Origin of the sequence: Ramlibacter algicola, from assembly GCF_016641735.1 — a bacterium.
Lineage (GTDB): Bacteria > Pseudomonadota > Gammaproteobacteria > Burkholderiales > Burkholderiaceae_C > Ramlibacter > Ramlibacter algicola.
The window spans coordinates 1,094,282-1,110,686 of the sequence record NZ_JAEDAO010000001.1 but is presented as its reverse complement, the minus strand read 5'-3'; the positions used below and the strand labels follow the sequence as shown (position 1 = coordinate 1,110,686).

The following is a 16,405-nucleotide window of genomic DNA, read 5'->3' as shown; positions in this document are numbered from 1 at the left end:
GCATCTTAAGCGGAGCCCCCGCGGACACGAGTCCGTCCTTTGGCGGACCCGCCATTCCGGACGGAATGCACAGGGGCGTGGCTCGCCGCGGCGGGATAATGGCCGCCTATGTCCGCCGTCTTCGAGAAGCCGCCGCTCTGGCAGCGCGCTGCGCCCATGTTCCAGGGCTTCGACGGCCCGCTCGCCTTCGCCATCTTCCTGCTCGCCTGCACCGGGCTGACCGCGATGTATTCGGTGGGCTTCGACTTCAGCGGCCGCTTCACCGACCACGCGCGCAACATGCTGCTGGCCGGCATGATCATGTTCGTGGTGGCCCAGGTGCCGCCGCAGCGCCTCATGAGCCTCGCCGTGCCGCTGTACACGCTCGGGGTGGCGCTGCTGATCGCGGTGGCCATCTTCGGCATCACCAAGAAGGGCGCCAGGCGCTGGATCAACGTCGGGGTGGTCATCCAGCCGAGCGAGATCCTGAAGATCGCCATGCCGCTGATGCTGGCCTGGTGGTTCCAGAAGCGCGAAGGCCAGTTGCGGCCGCTGGACTACGCCGTCGCCGGGCTGCTGCTGCTGGTGCCGGTGGGCCTGATCATGAAGCAGCCGGACCTGGGCACCTCGATGCTGGTGCTGGCCGCGGGCCTGGCCGTCATCTTCTTCGCCGGCCTGTCCTGGAAGCTGATCGTCCCCCCGGTCGTCATCGGGCTGATCGGGCTGGTCCTGGTCATCGCTTTCGAGCCGCAGCTGTGCGCGGAGGGCAACCGCTGGCCGGTGCTGCACGACTACCAGCAGCAGCGCATCTGCACCCTGCTGGACCCCAGCAAGGACCCGCTGGGCAAGGGCTTCCACATCATCCAGGGGATGATCGCCATCGGCTCGGGCGGCTTCCTCGGCAAGGGGTTCATGCAGGGGACCCAGACGCACCTGGAGTTCATCCCCGAGCGCACCACCGACTTCATCTTCGCCGCCTATTCCGAGGAGTTCGGCCTGGCCGGCAACCTGCTGCTGATCGCCGGCTTCAGCTTCCTGATCCTGCGCGGGCTGGCCATCGCGCTGGAGGCGTCGACCCTGTTCTCGCGGCTGATGGCGGGCGCCATCACCATGAGTTTCTTCGTCTACGCGTTCGTCAACATGGGCATGGTCAGCGGCATCCTGCCGGTGGTGGGCGTGCCCCTGCCCTTCGTCAGCTACGGCGGCACGGCCATGGTGACCCTGGGCCTGAGCCTGGGCATCCTGATGTCGATCGCCAAGGCCAAGCGGCTCGTGCAGAGTTGATGAGCATCGACGGGCCGCCCCTGGATGCGAACGCCCCCTCGGGGGGCAGCGAGCCACAGGCAGTGGGGGAGCGTGGGGGCTCACAGTGCGACACCGTGGGCATCGTCGGCGTCGGGAACATGGGCGGCGGCATGGCCGGCCGCCTGTTGTCCCTCGGCTGGGCGGTGCAGGCCTGCGACCTGGTCGAAGCGAAGGTGCAGGCGCTGGTCGCCGCGGGTGCGCAAGCTGCGGCCAGTCCCGCGGCGGCAGCGCAAGGCGCCACCGCCCTGATCGTTTGCGTCGTCGATGCGTCCCAAGCCGACGATGTGCTGTTCGGCGCCCAAGGTGCGGCGGGCACGCTGCAGGCCGGCACGCCGGTTCTCCTCTGCCCCACCATCGCCCCTGAGGACACCGAGCGCCTCGCCGCGCGGCTCGACGCCCTGGGCCTGCTGCCGATCGACTCCCCGATGTCCGGCGGGCCGCAACGCGCGCTCGAGGGCAGCATGAGCCTGATGGTCGCGTGCAGCGACGCGGCCGCCGATCGCGCCGGGCCCTTGCTCCAGGCGCTGAGCAGCAAGGTGTTCCGGGTCGGCACGCGCTGCGGCGATGGTGCACGGACCAAGCTGGTGAACAACCTGCTGGCCGGCATCAACCTGGTCGGCGCGGCCGAAGCCATCGCAATGGCCGAGCGGCTGGGCCTGGACGCACGCCGGACGCTGGACGTGATCGAGCAGTCCAGCGGCCAGAGCTGGATCGGCTCGGACCGCATGCGTCGCGCGCTCGAGGGCGATTACGAACCGCGAGCCCACGTCACGCTGCTGCAGAAGGACACGCGCCTGGCGGTCGAAGCCGCCACCCGAGCCGGCTTCCAGGGCCCTTTGGGCAGCGCTGCACGCGACGTGTTCGCGCAAGCTGCCGACGCCGGCCTGGCGCAGCAGGACGACGCGGCGGTGCTGCAAGTGATCCGGGCCGCGTGATGACCACCGTGCTGGTCGTCGAGGACGACGACGCTATCCGCAACAACATCGCGCGCCTGCTCAAGCTCGAGGGCTACGACGTGGTGCCGGCCATCGACGGCGTCGCCGCGCTGGAGAAGGTGCGCGAGGTGCGGCCGGACGTCGTCATCTCCGACATCAGCATGCCGCAGATGGATGGCTTCGCGCTGCTGGAAGCGATCCGTGCCGACGCCACGATCGCCTCCACGCCCGTCATGCTGCTCACCGCGCTGGACGACCGCGCCAGCATGCGGCGCGGCATGACGGCCGGCGCCGATGACTACCTGGCCAAGCCGTTCACGCGCATCGAGTTGCTGGAAGGACTCACCGGCCTGCTGAAGAAGAAGGTGCGGCTGGAGCAGAGCATCGAGCAGGCGGTCAGCGCGCACGAATCGGGCCTGCGGCAGGCGTTCGCGGAGAGCCTCGCGGGCCGCAAGCCCGCCGATCGCTTCGGGCTGGAAACGCCGCAGGGCGCCGTCGCCGAAGCCACGCTGCACGCCACCGTGCTGGTGGCCGACATCCGCAACTTCACCAGCCTGGCCGAACGGCTGGGCGCGCCGGAAGTGACGGAATTGCTCACCGGCTGGTTCGAGCGCATCACCGTGCAGGGCCTGCGCCACGGCGGCGCGCACCTGAAGTTCCTGGGCGACAGCCTGGTGGCGCTGTTCCCCGACGCACCGGGCGCACCGGCCTCGAGCAGCGGCGCCCGCCGCGCGATCGCGGCGGCGCTGGACATGGCGCTGGCGGCGCACGACTTCCGCGGGTGGGTCGAGCACCGGTTCCCGCAGCGCGCGCTGCCGCCGTTCGCCATCGGCATCGGCCTGCACACGGGGCCGGTGACGCTGTACCGCGAGGCGTCCAGCAACGAATCGACCGCCGTCGGCGAAACCGTCAACATCGCGGCCCGCGTCGAGGCCGCGAGCAAGGAACTCGGCTGGACCGTCGCCGCCACAGTCGACGTGCTGCAGCTGGCCGGCGAAGGCGTGGCGACGCGGGCGATGACTTCGCTCGAAGTGCGCAAGGCCACCTTCGTCGACGCCGCCGAGATCACCGGCATCGCGGCCGACGTGTCCGGAGCGACCGGCGAAGCGCAACGCAGCGAGGAGCTCGCCGCTGCACTGCAGGTGAATTCCGAGATCACCGCTCGCGCCGTCAAGGGCGCGTTGCAGTCGCGGCTGGCCACGCTGAAGACGCACCGCTTCGCGCCCGGCGAAGAGCCGTTGCGCCTGCGCGGCTATCGCCTCACGCGCAAGATCGGCTCTGGCGGCATGACCGATGTCTATCTCGCCGAGCGCGACGACGACGGGTTGCACGTCGTGCTCAAGGTGCTCGACGCGAGCGGCAAGAACGCCGCCGAGCACCTCACGCGCTTCATCCAGGAGTACGCGCTGCTGTCGCAGGTGCAGCACCCGCACGTCGTGCGCATCCACGACCAGGGCTTCACCGACGACCACGCCTACATCGCGATGGAGTACTTCCCGGCCGGCGACCTGCGCACCGAGCTCTCGGGAGGCATGTCGCAGGACCGCGTGCTCGACGTGCTGGAGCAGCTGGCCCAAGCGCTGCAGGCGATCCACGCGCACGGCATCGTGCACCGCGATTTGAAACCCGAGAACGTGATGCGCCGCGCCGACGGCAGCGTCGCGCTGGCGGACTTCGGCATCGCCAAGTCGATGCTGGGCGGCGAGAACTTCGCGCTCACCACCACGCAGCACGGCGACATCCTCGGCACGCCGTACTACCTGAGCCCGGAGCAAGCCGGCGGCCACGCGATCACGCCGGCGTCGGACCTGTACACCCTGGGGGTGATGCTCTACGAGATGCTCACGGGCGAGCGCCCCTATCGCGCCGATGCGCTCGAGCAGTTGCTCGCGCTGCACCTCAACGCACCCGTGCCGAAGCTGCCTCCCGAGCACGCCGTGTTCCAGCCGGTGCTGGACCACCTGATGGCCAAGGACCCGGCCGAGCGGTTCTCCAGCGCGGCCGTCGTGCTGGCGGAACTGGGCCAGCGCCAGCTCTTGCGCACGTTGCAGCCCAAGCTCCAGTAGAGCTGGGGGCCACCGGGCGGCCCCCTAGAATCCGTCGATGATCTCCCGCGAACCCACCATCGAGCGGCTGGCCACCGCCCAGCAGCTGTTGCTCGAGCCGTTCGGCCTCGACGAAACCCACCTTTCGCGCGCGCTGGCCGAGATCCAGGCGCACCAGGTCGACGACGCGGACCTCTACTTCCAGTACACGCGCAGCGAGGGCTGGAGCCTCGAGGAAGGCATCGTCAAGACCGGCAGCTTCAGCATCGACCAGGGTGTCGGCGTGCGTGCGGTCAGCGGCGAGAAGACCGCCTTCGCCTATTCCGACGACATCTCCGAAGCGTCGCTGCTCGACGCCGCGCGCACTGTGCGTGCCATCGGCGCCGCGTCGCGCGGCGGCCGCGTGAAGGTGCCCTCGCGCAACGTGGCCTCGAGCCGCTCGCTGTACCCCGCGCTCGATCCGATCGCCACGCTCGACAGCACGGCCAAGGTCAAGCTGCTCGAGCGCGTCGAGCAGATGGCGCGCAAGAAGGACAGCAAGATCCGCCAGGTGATGGCCGGCCTCGCCGCCGAGTGGGACGTCGTGATGGTCGCGCGCGCCGATGGCACGCTGGCTGCCGACGTGCGTCCGCTGGTGCGCCTGTCGGTCACCGTGATCGCCGAGCACAAGGGCCGCCGCGAAGTCGGCAGCAGCGGCGGTGGCGGCCGCTTCGGCCTGGCCTACTTCGACGACGCGCGCCTGCAGGACTACGTGGACGACGCGGTGAAGGCGGCGCTGACGAACCTCGAAGCGCGTCCCGCTCCCGCCGGCGAGATGGTCGTCGTGCTCGGCCCCGGCTGGCCCGGCATCCTGCTGCACGAGGCGATCGGCCACGGCCTGGAAGGCGACTTCAACCGCAAGGGCTCGAGCGCGTTCTCCGGCCGCGTCGGCCAGCGCGTCGCCGCGCCCGGCGTGACGGTGCTCGACGACGGCACCATCGCCGATCGCCGCGGCTCGCTCAACGTCGACGACGAAGGCAACCCGAGCCAGCGCACCGTGCTGATCGAGGACGGCATCCTGCGCGGCTACATCCAGGACTCGCTCAATGCGCGCCTGATGGGCGTCAAGCCCACCGGCAACGGCCGCCGCGAGAGCTATGCGCACATCCCGATGCCGCGCATGACCAACACGTACATGCTCGGCGGCGACAAGGCCCCCGAGGAGATCGTGGCCAGCATCAGGAAGGGCCTGTACGCCACCAACTTCGGCGGCGGCCAGGTCGACATCACGTCCGGCAAGTTCGTGTTTTCCGCGAGCGAGGCCTACTGGGTCGAGAACGGCAAGATCCAGTACCCCGTCAAGGGCGCCACCCTGGTCGGCAACGGCCCCGACGCCCTGACCCGCGTGACCATGATCGGCGACGACATGCAGCTGGACACCGGCGTCGGCACCTGCGGCAAGGAAGGCCAGAGCGTCCCGGTCGGCGTCGGCCAACCCACGCTGCGCATCGACGGCCTGACGGTCGGCGGAACAGCGTAGTTCCCCCTTTGTCATTCTGGCGAAAGCCGGAATCCATCCTCGTTCGACCCCGAGTGCTGCTCGCGCGAGCCGGCGAGTGCCGCAGGCGGTGCCTGCCGGGGTCTCATTCGGCAGTGGATGGCGTGTGCTAGCATCCCAACCATGCGCAAGCAGTCCGTGTTCTTCTTTGGCTTCTACTGGTTCTCCGGCCCCGGCGGTCGAGAGCTCTAGGCGCACGCGAAGAACACGCACAGAGACTCCCAAACCGCCGGGCACCCCCCGGCGGTTTTTTTTTCGCCCTTCGAATCCTGTCCACCGGAGATCCACGATGACCGTCCCGTCCACCACCGCCACCGAGGCCTGGTATGCGCGTCCGCCCTTTGACAAGACCAGCGAGACCGACGACGAACGCATCAAGGACATCACCGTGTTGCCGCCCCCCGAACACCTGATCCGCTTCTTCCCGATCCGCGGCACCGCGGTCGAATCGCTGATCCAGCAGACGCGGCGGCGCATCCACAACATCATGGCGGGCGAGGACGACCGGCTGCTGGTCGTCATCGGCCCCTGCTCCATCCACGACCCCGGCGCCGCGCTCGACTACGCGCGCAAGCTGAAGGAGCTGCGTGCGAAGTACGCGGACTCGCTGGAGATCGTGATGCGTGTCTATTTCGAGAAGCCGCGCACCACGGTCGGCTGGAAGGGCCTGATCAACGACCCTTACCTGGACGAGAGCTACCGCATCGACGAAGGCCTGCGCATCGCGCGCCAGCTGCTGATCGAGATCAACCGCCTGGGCCTGCCGGCGGGCAGCGAGTTCCTCGACGTGATCTCGCCGCAGTACATCGGCGACCTGATCGCGTGGGGCGCGATCGGCGCGCGCACGACGGAAAGCCAGGTGCACCGCGAACTCGCGTCGGGCCTGTCGGCGCCCATCGGCTTCAAGAACGGCACCGACGGCAACATCCGCATCGCCACCGATGCCATCCAGGCCGCGGCGCGCGGCCACCACTTCCTGTCGGTGCACAAGAACGGCCAGGTCGCCATCGTGCAGACCAACGGCAACCGCGACTGCCACGTGATCCTGCGCGGCGGCAAGGCGCCCAACTACGACGCTGCCAGCGTCGCCACGGCCTGCCGCGAACTGGAAGCCAGCAAGCTGAACCCGCGCCTGATGGTCGACTGCAGCCATGCCAACAGCAGCAAGCAGCATGACAAGCAGCTGGACGTCGCGCGCGACATCGCCGGGCAGATCGCCGGCGGGTCGCGCAGCGTGTTCGGCGTGATGGTCGAAAGCCATTTGCAAGCCGGCGCCCAGAAATTCACCCCCGGAAAAGACGACCCGACCCGCCTGGAGTACGGCAAGAGCATTACTGACGCCTGCCTGGGGTGGTCCGATTCCACGGAACTGCTGGAGGTGCTGTCGCGTGCCGTCCACGCGCGCCGCGCCACCTGAAAGGGTGATGCAACATTTCTTTACGTCATGGTTGGGCTTCGCTAGAGTGGCCGGTCGGCTGTCGCGCATGCAGTTCCGTGCGACGGCCGCCCGAACCCCATGGCCCTGGAAATCCCGTCCCTTCGCATCGGCCTGATCGGCTTTTCGCAGCAGCAGCAGGACGCGCTGCACGAATCGCTGAACGAGGACACCGCCACGCGGCAGGCGTGGGAGTTCGCGCCCGCGCAGGAAGCGGACGCGCTGTGGATCAACGGCGCCCGCACCCAGTTGCTGCCCGAAGGCCTGTTGCGCGTGGCCTCCGGCATCCCCTCGGGCCGCTCGACCCAGCTGGACCCGTCCAGCCTGAACCGGCCGGCGGCCTATGCCGCGCCGCTGCCGCGCGCGTTCCAGCCGGACATCGTGTTCAACCTCGATCCCGGCAGCGTGGCCGGCGTGCTGCGCAAGTTCGAGCAGCTGCTGCGGCCGCAGATCGCGCAGTTCTGCCTGGCTTCGCAGATCCTCGAACAGGAATCGGCGCTCGGCTCGGGCGTGTACCGCGTCGAGCGGCCGCGTGACGGCGCGCTGATCGCGGTGGTCGACCTGCGCGGCGACGTCGGCGTGTTCACCAGCGCCTCCGCCGTCGACTTCGACAATGCGATGTGGACCGCGCTCGCGCAGCGCACGCCCGACCAGATCCCGGCCCACTTCTTCCGCTGCAGCCTGTCGCGCCTGATGTGGGAGTACGCGCTGCGCACCACGCGCGACGTGCTGCCGCGCCGCTACCGCAGCGACATGCTGTACTTCCGCCGCCCGCCGCGCCTGCCGCAGCGCCTGCTGCAGGACTCGCACCTGCTGCTGCTGCGCGAGCTGGCGACCGCGCCGGGCACGATGCCCGAGCTGCAGGACCGCACCGGCATCGAGGCCAGCCGCATCGCCGCCGACCTGGGGGCCCTGTACCTGGTGGGCGCCATCACCTCCAACCCGAAGCGGGCCGCGCCCATCGCCAGCCTGCCCTCGGAGGAGGAGATCGGATCGTCCACGCACAGCGTCATGCCGGCCTCGCGCCACGACGATTCGCACCTGCCGCCCATCCTGCGCCAGCGCGGCAGCCGCAGCGACCGCACGGCCCCCGCGCCACTGCAACTCGACCAGTAGCGAACCGGGCTTGCTGCCCACGGGAATGCCCTGAGCCGTGCGCCGCGCGTGCTCTTGCATGATCGCGCCGCCCGCGCCACGAGCGCGGCGCACCTCCGACGTCACTCCCGGGCACCACCCTTGCACCACGCCGTCCACGCCACGCAGGCGCGCCTCGCCGCGCCGCTTCGACTCCTCCGCTCCTTCATCGCCATCGTCCTGCTGGCCGCGGCGCTGCCAGCGACAGCGGCCGACCGCACACCGCCCGAGATGCGGCTCGGCGATGACGTGAAGCCGACCGCGTACGCACTCACGCTGCGCATCGACCCGCGCACCGAGCCGTTCACCGGCCGCGTCGCGATCGACGTCGACCTGGCGCGTCCGCTCGACTTCTTCTGGGTGCACGGCACGCGCCTGGCCGTCACGCGTGCGGTGCTCGAGACCTCCGCCGGCGAGATTGCTGCCACGGCGTCGGCGGCGGGCGAGGACTTCATCGGCGTGCAGTTGCAGCGCCAGGCGCCCGCGGGACTTGCAGTGCTGCGCATGGAGTTCAACGGTCGCCTGTCGTCGACGGCGTCGCGCGGGCTGTTCCGGCAGCAAGACCTCGGCGAGTGGTACGCGTTCAGCCAGTTCGAAGCGACCAACGCACGCCGCGCCTTCCCGTCCTTCGACGAGCCGCATTGGAAGACGCCATGGACCTTGACGCTGGAAGTGCCCCGGGGCGACAAGGCCGTGTCCAACACGCCGGAAGCGGCGCGCACGACCGTCGATGCGCAGTGGGACGCCGTGCGGTTCGCGACCACCAGGCCGCTGCCCAGCTACCTGGTCGCGCTCGGCGTCGGCCCGTTCGAGATCGTCGACGGCGGCCGCGCGGGCCGGCAGCAGACGCCGCTGCGCTACGTGGTGCCCAAGGGCCGTGCGGGCGAGGTGGGCTTCGCGCGCGAAGCCACGCCGCGCCTGCTGGCGATGCTGGAGGACTATTTCGGCATCGCGTACCCGTTCGAGAAGCTGGACAGCATGGCCATCCCCATCACCCTGAGCTTCGGGGCGATGGAGAACCCGGGGCTGATCACGTACCGCGCGAACTTCCTCATCGCACCGGCCGAGCGCGAGGACGATCGCTTCCGGCAGACGTACGCCAGCATCGGCGCGCACGAGATGGCGCACCAGTGGTTCGGCGACCTGGTGACCATGCGCTGGTGGGACGACATCTGGCTGAACGAATCGTTCGCCACCTGGATGGCCGACAAGATCCGCAGCAGCTTCGATCCGGCGTGGGAGAGCGGGCTGCGCCGCGAAGCGAGCCGCCAGGAGGCGTTCGAGGCCGACCGCCTGCCCAGCACGCGCCAGGTACGCCAGCCCGTGCGCACGCGCGACGACCTGGCCACCGCCTTCGACCGCATCACCTACAGCAAGGGCGGCGCGTTGCTGCGCATGTACGAGCAACGCGTGGGCGAGGTGGCCTTTCGCGACGGCGTGCGGCGCTACCTCGCGCAGCACGCGTACGGCAACGCCACCGCGGAGGACTTCTTCGCCGCGATCGGCGCGACCGACCCGGCCGTGGCACGCAGCTTCAGCGGCTTCGTGCACCAGCCGGGGCTGCCGCTCGTGGACGTGCAGCTCGATTGCGATGCGCACGTGCCACTGCTGCGGCTGCGGCAGCAGCGCTTCCTGCCGGGCCTGCGCGAGACGACGCCGCAGGCCTGGGAATTGCCCGTGTGCGTGCGCACCGACGCCGGCGAGAGTTGCACGCTGCTGAAGGAACAGCGCGGCACGATGGCCCCGCCCGGCCGCCTGTCGAACTGCCCGGCGTGGGTGCTGCCCAATCCCGCCGGCACCGGCTACTACCTCACGCGGCTGCAGCCCGGTGCACTCGCCAAGCTCGCCGCCGCTCCGCTGCAACCGCTCGAAGCCGTCGCGCTCGTACGCGAGCAGACCTACCTGGCCGCGTCCGGCGCCGTGCCGCTCGACGAGTTGCTGCCCCTGCTGGCGGCCCTGGCCCGTGACCCGCGCGCGCAAGTGCTGGCGGCTGTCGCCGAGGCGGCGCACTCCCTGCACCCCGCCCTCTTCACGCCGCCGCAACGCGCGCAGTGGCCGGCCTGGGTGCGCGAGCACTTCGGTGCCGCGGCGCGACACATCGGCTGGCTGCCACGCGACAGCGACACCGACGCCGATCGCAAGCTGCGCCTCGCCCTGCTGCCGCTGGTGACGCTCGAGGGACAGGACCCCGAGTTGTCGGGGCAAGCGCGCCAGCTCGCGCGAGCCTGGCTCGGCGGCGACCGCAAGGCGCTGCGCGGCCAATGGCGCGAGCCGCTGCACGCTGCTGCGCGCGCCGGCGACGATGCGTTCGTCGACCAGGTGCTGGGTGTCCTGCGTGACACACGCGAACTCAAGGTCCGCGAGGACCTGTGGGGCACGCTCGCCTACCTGCCCGACGACCGCCTGCTCGCACGTGCGTTCGATGCCGCGCTGGCGCCTGGCGTCGACTTGCGCGAGTCGATGGAGCTGTTTTCCGAAGCGGCCTGGCAGCCGCAGGCGGCGCCTGCCGTGCTGCGCTTCTTCGCCGCCCACCAGGCCGAGTTGGCACAGCGCGTCCCGGACGAAATGCAGGGCCGCTTCCCGAGCCTGCATGCGAACGTCTGCACGCCGCAAGAGCGGGCCGAGGTCGCCAGGCTGTACGGCCCCGGATCGCCGACGGTGCCCGGCCGCCCCCGCCGGCTGGCGCTCGCGCTGGAGGAGATCGACGTGTGCCTGCGGGCGCGGGGCGCGCACTGACGGTACGTCGTCGGGGCTCGATGTCGTCATTCCCGCGAAGGCGGGAATCATCGCGTTCGCCTTGCTCGGACGTGAACATGGAAGCGATGGGTCCCCGCCTCCGCGGGGACGACGGGAGATTACTTCTGCCCCGCCTTGTCCGGCGCATCCGAGCGCACGCCGGGCGGCTGGGGCTGCACGCCGGTCTTGACGTCCTCGCTGGCAGGCGCGGTGCCCGCCTTCTCGCTGCGCACTGGCGGCGGAGGCACGTTCGCCGTCGGCTGCTGGCCCAGTGCGCCGCCAAGTGCCGTGCCTCCAGTGTTGCCACCCGACCCCTGCGGAATGCCCGGCGTGCCGGCCGGCCCGCTGGTGCCCGCCTTCTCGTCTTCCGGGCTGGCGGCGATCACCTCGCCGCTGGTCTTGCCGCCCGCGGCGATGTGGCCCGGCGCTTTCGTCTGCACGACACCGTCCACCTTCGCGCCGCCGCGATCGCATGCGGCGAGCAGCAGCACGGCCAGCAACACGACCGGCCTCATCGCTGCGTCCTTTCCAGCCACAGCGCGTGGTGCTCGCGCGCCCAGCCTTCGTCGACCGTGCCTTCGCGCATCGCGTCGTACGCGCCCGGCGTGCCCACGGTGCCGATGTAGATGTGCCCCAGGGCGGCCGCCATGTACAGCGCGCCGGCGCCGAGGTGCAGGTAGTTGGCGATCTGCAGCAGGTAGCGCGTCTGGTCGGCAATCACGAAGTCCAGCACCAGTCCGGTGACGGACATCACCAGCCCCAGCAGCACCACGCCGCCCCAGAACCACGCCTTCTCGCCGGCGTTGAAATACGGCGCCGGCGGATGCCGCTCGCGCGACAGCAGCCCGCCCGCGGTGCGGACCCAGTGCCAGTCGGCGCGCTCGAAGAAGTTGTGGTGCACGAAGGTCGCGAACATCACCAGGGTGCACAGCACGAAGAACGGCCCGGCGACGTTGTGCACGTACTTCGAGATGACCGCGATCCACGAGAACGCGTCGTGGCCGATCAAGGGGATCAGCAGCTTCTTGCCGAACAGGATCAGCAGCCCGGTCACCGCCAGCACGATGAAGCTGATCGCCGTCGTCCAGTGCACCCAGCGCTGCCAGCGCGAGAAGCGCACCAGGCGCCGACCCGTCTGCGGCGGCTCCTCCGCCTTCACGCCCAGGCCCCACAAGCCCAGCACCGCCAGCGATGCCAGCAGCAGGATCGTGCCGGCCGCCAGTGCCAGCGGGCCGTTGCGGATGGTGCGCCACGTGTTGCCGCCGCGTTGCAGGATGACGTTGGACTCCGGGTCGCGCCCGATCGGAACGATCCAGTGCCGGTCCATGTGCTGCCGGCCGGACGCGAAGTCCTGCAGGCCGGGTTCGGGGTAGCCCTGCTCCTGCTGCAGGATGGTCTGCTCCTCGGCATAAGCGGGAACGGCGTCCTTGTCGGGAACCGCCGCCGTCGTCACCGCGCACATGACCAGCAGCAGGAGCGACGCCAGAAGGCGTTTCATGGCGCGCCTCCCTTCTCGGGCGTGCGGTTGTATTCGTTCTGGCGCTGGTTGCGGTTGTTGATGGCCGCGTACCACGCGAGCCGGTCGTTGCCGAACAGCGCGTGCGGGCGCAGGTCGTCGGGCTTGCCATCGAACGCGCCGTGCCGCCACGGCTCGTGCTGCTCCACTTCCAGGCAGCCGGCCAGCAGCGACGCGGCGGCCAGCAGCAGGGCGATGCGCGCGGCGGTCATGTCGGCAGCTTCCCCGGCTTGTTCTGCGTGTCGTTCGGGACCTGGTTCTCGCGCGGGCCGTCGCCCTTGTTGGTGATGCTGCCGCGCTTGCCGGGGTTGTAGGCCAGGTCCCAGCCCCACAGCTCGGGCCCGTAGCCGCGCGTCTCGACCCGGTGCTTGTAGATCTCGGCGATCACGTTCGCGTCGCCGCCCAGCAGCGCCTTGGTGCCGCACTGCTCGGCGCACACGGGCAGCTTGCCTTCGGCCAGCCGGTTGCGCCCGTACTTGCGGAACTCGTCGGCCGACGTGTCCGGCTCCGGCCCGCCGGCGCAGAAGGTGCACTTGTCCATCTTGCCGCGGTGGTTGAACGCGCCGGTCTGCGGGAACTGCGGCGCGCCGAACGGGCACGCGTAGTAGCAGTAGCCGCAGCCGATGCACATGTCCTTGTCGTGCAGCACCACGCCGTCTTCCGTGTGATAGAAGCAATCGACCGGGCACACCGCCATGCACGGCGCGTCGGTGCAGTGCATGCAGGCGACCGAGATCGATTTCTCGCCCGGCTCGCCGTCGCCGATGGTCACCACGCGGCGCCGGTTGACGCCCCAGGGCGTCTCGTTCTCGTTCTTGCACGACGTCACGCAGCCCATGCAGTCGATGCAGCGCTCCGTGTCGCAGATGAACTTCATGCGTGCGGCCATGTCACGCCCCCTTGCCCAATCCGCCATGGAACGGTGCCAGCCGGCAGAGCGACACCTTGGTCTCCTGCATCATGGTCACCACGTCGTAGCCGTAGGTCCAGCCGGTGTTGGCCGCTTCGCCCAGCACGATCGGGGCGGCGCCCTTGGGGTAGTTCTTGCGCTGGTCCTCGCCCATCCACCAGCCACCGAAGTGGTAGGGCATCCACACCAGCCCCTGCGGCACGCGCGGCGTGACGTAGGCCTGGATCTTCAGCCGGGCGCCGGAAGGCGTTTCCACCCAGACGAAGTCCCTGGTCTTCACCGGCAGCTGCGCGGCGTCGAGCGGATTGATCTCCACGAACATCGCCTGCTGCAGCTCGGCCAGCCACGGGTTGGACCGCGTCTCGTCACCACCGCCTTCGTACTCGACCAGCCGGCCCGAGGTCATGATCAGCGGGAACTGCCGGCTGAAGTCCACGGCCTGCAGCGACTTGAACAGCGTCGGCAGGCGCCAGAGCGTCCGGCGGTCGTCGTAGGTCGGGAAGCGCGCCACCAGGTCACGGCGCGGCGACATCAGCGGCTCGCGGTGCACCGGCACCGGGTCGGGGAAGTTCCACACCGAAGCGCGTGACCGCGCATTGCCGAACGGCGCGCAGCCGTGCGCGATGCTCACGCGGATGATCCCGCCCGACGCATCGGTCTTCCAGTTCTTGCCTTCGGCCTGCGCCTGCTCCTCCGGCGTGAGGTCGCCCCACCAGCCCAGCTTCTTCAGCAGGACGTAGTCGAACTCCGGGTAGCCGGTGTCGATCTCGCTACCCTTGTTCGTGCTGCCGTCCGGCGCGAGCAGCGGCACGCCGTCGTGCTCCACGCCCCAGTTGGCGCGGAACGGCAGGCCGCCGTCGGCCACCGTCTTGTGCAGGTCGTACAGGATCGGCGTGCCGGGATGCTTGATCTCCGGCGTGCCCCAGCACGGCCACGGCAGGCCGTAGAAATCGCCCTTGCACGGACCCGCCTCGGCGCGCAGCGTGGTCGGGTTGAAGTCGCCCTTGTGCTCCATGTGCAGCTTCAGCCGCTCGGGCGAGCAACCGGTGTAGCCGATGGTCCAGCAGGTGCGGTTGATCTCGCGCAGGATGTCCTCGATGACCGGCTCGTCCTGCACCACCTTGATGTTCCTGCACAGCTCCTCGTGGAAGCCGAACTTGCGGGCGAAGCGGTACATGATCTCCTGGTCGGTCTTCGACTCGAAGATCGGCTGGATCACGCGCTCGCGCCACTGGATCGAGCGGTTGGACGCCGTCACGCTGCCTTGCGTCTCGAACTGCGTCGCCGCCGGCAGCAGGTACACGCCGTCCTTGCGCCCGTGCATCGCCGCCGTCATCGTCGGGTACGGGTCGATCACCACCAGCAGGTCCAGCTTCTGCATCGCCAGCCGCATGTCGGGCAGGCGCGTCTGGCTGTTGGGCGCGTGGCCCCAGTACACGACGGCGCGCACGTTGCTGGGCTGGTCGATGTCCTCGTTGCGCTCCAGTACCGCGTCGAACCAGCGCGACACCGTGGTTCCGGGCTTCTCCATCAGCTCCTTGGAGCCGAAGCGCTTGAGCAGCCAGTCGTAGTCCACGCCCCAGGCCGTGCAGAAGTGCTTCCACGCGCCCTCGGCGATGCCGTAGTAGCCGGGCAGCGAATCCGGGTTGGGGCCGACGTCGGTGGCGCCCTGCACGTTGTCGTGGCCGCGGTAGATGTTGGCACCGCCGCCCTGGATGCCGATGTTGCCCAGCGCCAGCTGCAGGATGCACAGCGCCCGCACGTTGGCCGTACCGACGTGGTGCTGCGTGATGCCCATGCACCAGACCACCGACGACGGCCGGTTCTTCGCCAGCATCTCGGCCGCCTTGTAGACCGTCTCCTCCGGCACGCCAGTGACGTTGCTCACGACGTCGGGGGTCCACTTGGCCACTTCCTTGCGCACATCGTCCATGCCGTAGGTTCGATCCTCGATGTACTTCCTGTCCTCCCAGCCGTTGGCGAAGATGTGCCAGAGAACGCCCCAGGTGAAGGCGATGTCGGTGCCGGGACGGATGCGCACGTAGTGGTGCGCGAAGCGGGCGGTGCGCGTGAACCGCGGGTCGACCACGATCATCTTGGCGCCCAGTTCCTTGGCGTGCAGGAAGTGCAGCATGGAGATCGGGTGCGCCTCGGCCGGGTTGGAGCCGATGAACAGCACGGCCTTGCTGAAGTGCAGGTCGTTGAACGAATTGGTCATCGCGCCATAGCCGAAGGTCTGAGCGACGCCGGCGACCGTGGTGGAGTGGCAGATGCGCGCCTGGTGGTCGGTGTTGTTCGAGCCGAACATGGACACGAACTTGCGCAGCAGGTACGACTGCTCGTTGTTGTGCTTGCTCGACCCGATCCAGAAAATCGAGTCCGGGCCCGCCTGCTCGCGCATCTGCAGCAACCTGCCGCCGACTTCCTCGATCGCCTGGCCCCAGGTGATGCGCTGGTACTCGCCGTTGACCAGCTTCATCGGGTAGCGCAGCCGGTGCTCGCCGTGGCCGTGCTCGCGCACCGACGCGCCCTTGGCGCAGTGCGCGCCCATGTTGATCGGCGAATCGAACGCGGTGTCCTGGCGCACCCACACGCCGTTCTCGACCACCGCCTCCACCGAGCAGCCGACCGAGCAGTGGCTGCACACAGTGTGCTTGACCTCGCGCACGACCTTGGCCGGCGCCTGTGTCTGGTCGGCAGCCTGCACCACCGAGTCCTTGCCGGGCGCGAGCACGGCGGCCGCCCCGGCCAGGCCAGCGTTGCGCAGGAACGCGCGCCGGCTTGGCAGCGGGGGCACTTTCAGCGAGCGCAGGAACTGCGGCCGCGGCGCCGCGGCAGACTCCGCGCGCCGCTTCGTGAGCACGGGCACGGAA

Annotated in this window: 12 protein-coding genes; 7 read left to right on the top strand and 5 right to left on the bottom strand. The window is 69.6% G+C overall.

The features are described 5' to 3' along the window. The first annotated feature begins 108 nt into the window (after positions 1–108). From rodA to I8E28_RS05425, 7 genes are all read left to right on the top strand, one after another. Positions 109–1,263, top strand: coding sequence for a rod shape-determining protein RodA (gene rodA / locus I8E28_RS05455; protein ID WP_200786987.1), 1,155 nt, complete (start codon positions 109–111; stop codon positions 1,261–1,263). 95 nt (positions 1,264–1,358) lie between these two features. After that, a complete protein-coding gene (locus I8E28_RS05450; RefSeq protein ID WP_338050727.1) occupies positions 1,359–2,219 on the top strand; it encodes an NAD(P)-dependent oxidoreductase in 861 nt (286 codons plus the stop codon). Then, positions 2,219–4,285, top strand: coding sequence for a protein kinase domain-containing protein (locus tag I8E28_RS05445; protein ID WP_200786985.1), 2,067 nt, complete (start codon positions 2,219–2,221; stop codon positions 4,283–4,285). Before I8E28_RS05450 ends, I8E28_RS05445 begins: the two co-directional genes overlap by 1 nt. A gap of 37 nt (positions 4,286–4,322) precedes the next feature. Further along, on the top strand, positions 4,323–5,783 hold the full coding sequence (gene tldD, locus I8E28_RS05440; protein WP_200786984.1) for a metalloprotease TldD: 1,461 nt from the start codon (positions 4,323–4,325) through the stop codon (positions 5,781–5,783). 307 nt (positions 5,784–6,090) lie between these two features. Further along, positions 6,091–7,218 carry a 3-deoxy-7-phosphoheptulonate synthase gene (locus I8E28_RS05435; RefSeq protein ID WP_200786983.1) on the top strand — a complete coding sequence of 376 codons (1,128 nt, stop codon included), beginning with the start codon at positions 6,091–6,093 and terminating at the stop codon, positions 7,216–7,218. Between the two features lie 99 nt (positions 7,219–7,317). Next, a complete protein-coding gene (locus I8E28_RS05430; RefSeq protein WP_200786982.1) occupies positions 7,318–8,352 on the top strand; it encodes a hypothetical protein in 1,035 nt (344 codons plus the stop codon). Between the two features lie 120 nt (positions 8,353–8,472). Further along, complete coding sequence (locus I8E28_RS05425; protein ID WP_200786981.1) at positions 8,473–11,106, top strand: M1 family metallopeptidase; 2,634 nt, start codon at positions 8,473–8,475, stop codon at positions 11,104–11,106. A gap of 119 nt (positions 11,107–11,225) precedes the next feature. On the opposite strand, the gene I8E28_RS05420 is transcribed toward I8E28_RS05425, so the two are convergent. Genes I8E28_RS05420 through I8E28_RS05400 form a run of 5 tightly spaced genes read right to left on the bottom strand, consistent with a single transcriptional unit; the run spans position 11,226 to position 16,344 of the window. Then, a complete protein-coding gene (locus I8E28_RS05420; protein WP_200786980.1) occupies positions 11,226–11,621 on the bottom strand; it encodes a hypothetical protein in 396 nt (131 codons plus the stop codon). Beyond that, the gene (locus I8E28_RS05415) at positions 11,618–12,604 is read right to left on the bottom strand and encodes a formate dehydrogenase subunit gamma (protein WP_200786979.1); all 987 of its coding nucleotides are present in this window, start codon (positions 12,602–12,604) and stop codon (positions 11,618–11,620) included. Before I8E28_RS05415 ends, I8E28_RS05420 begins: the two co-directional genes overlap by 4 nt. Further along, a complete protein-coding gene (locus I8E28_RS05410; RefSeq protein ID WP_200786978.1) occupies positions 12,601–12,834 on the bottom strand; it encodes a hypothetical protein in 234 nt (77 codons plus the stop codon). The genes I8E28_RS05415 and I8E28_RS05410 overlap by 4 nt, the downstream gene beginning before the upstream one ends. After that, entirely contained in the window at positions 12,831–13,511 is a 681-nt protein-coding gene (gene fdh3B, locus I8E28_RS05405; protein ID WP_239027186.1) for a formate dehydrogenase FDH3 subunit beta, read from the bottom strand. The genes I8E28_RS05410 and fdh3B overlap by 4 nt, the downstream gene beginning before the upstream one ends. 1 nt (position 13,512) lies before the next feature. Then, the gene (locus I8E28_RS05400) at positions 13,513–16,344 is read right to left on the bottom strand and encodes a molybdopterin-dependent oxidoreductase (protein ID WP_200790304.1); all 2,832 of its coding nucleotides are present in this window, start codon (positions 16,342–16,344) and stop codon (positions 13,513–13,515) included. Between the last annotated feature and the right edge of the window lie 61 nt (positions 16,345–16,405).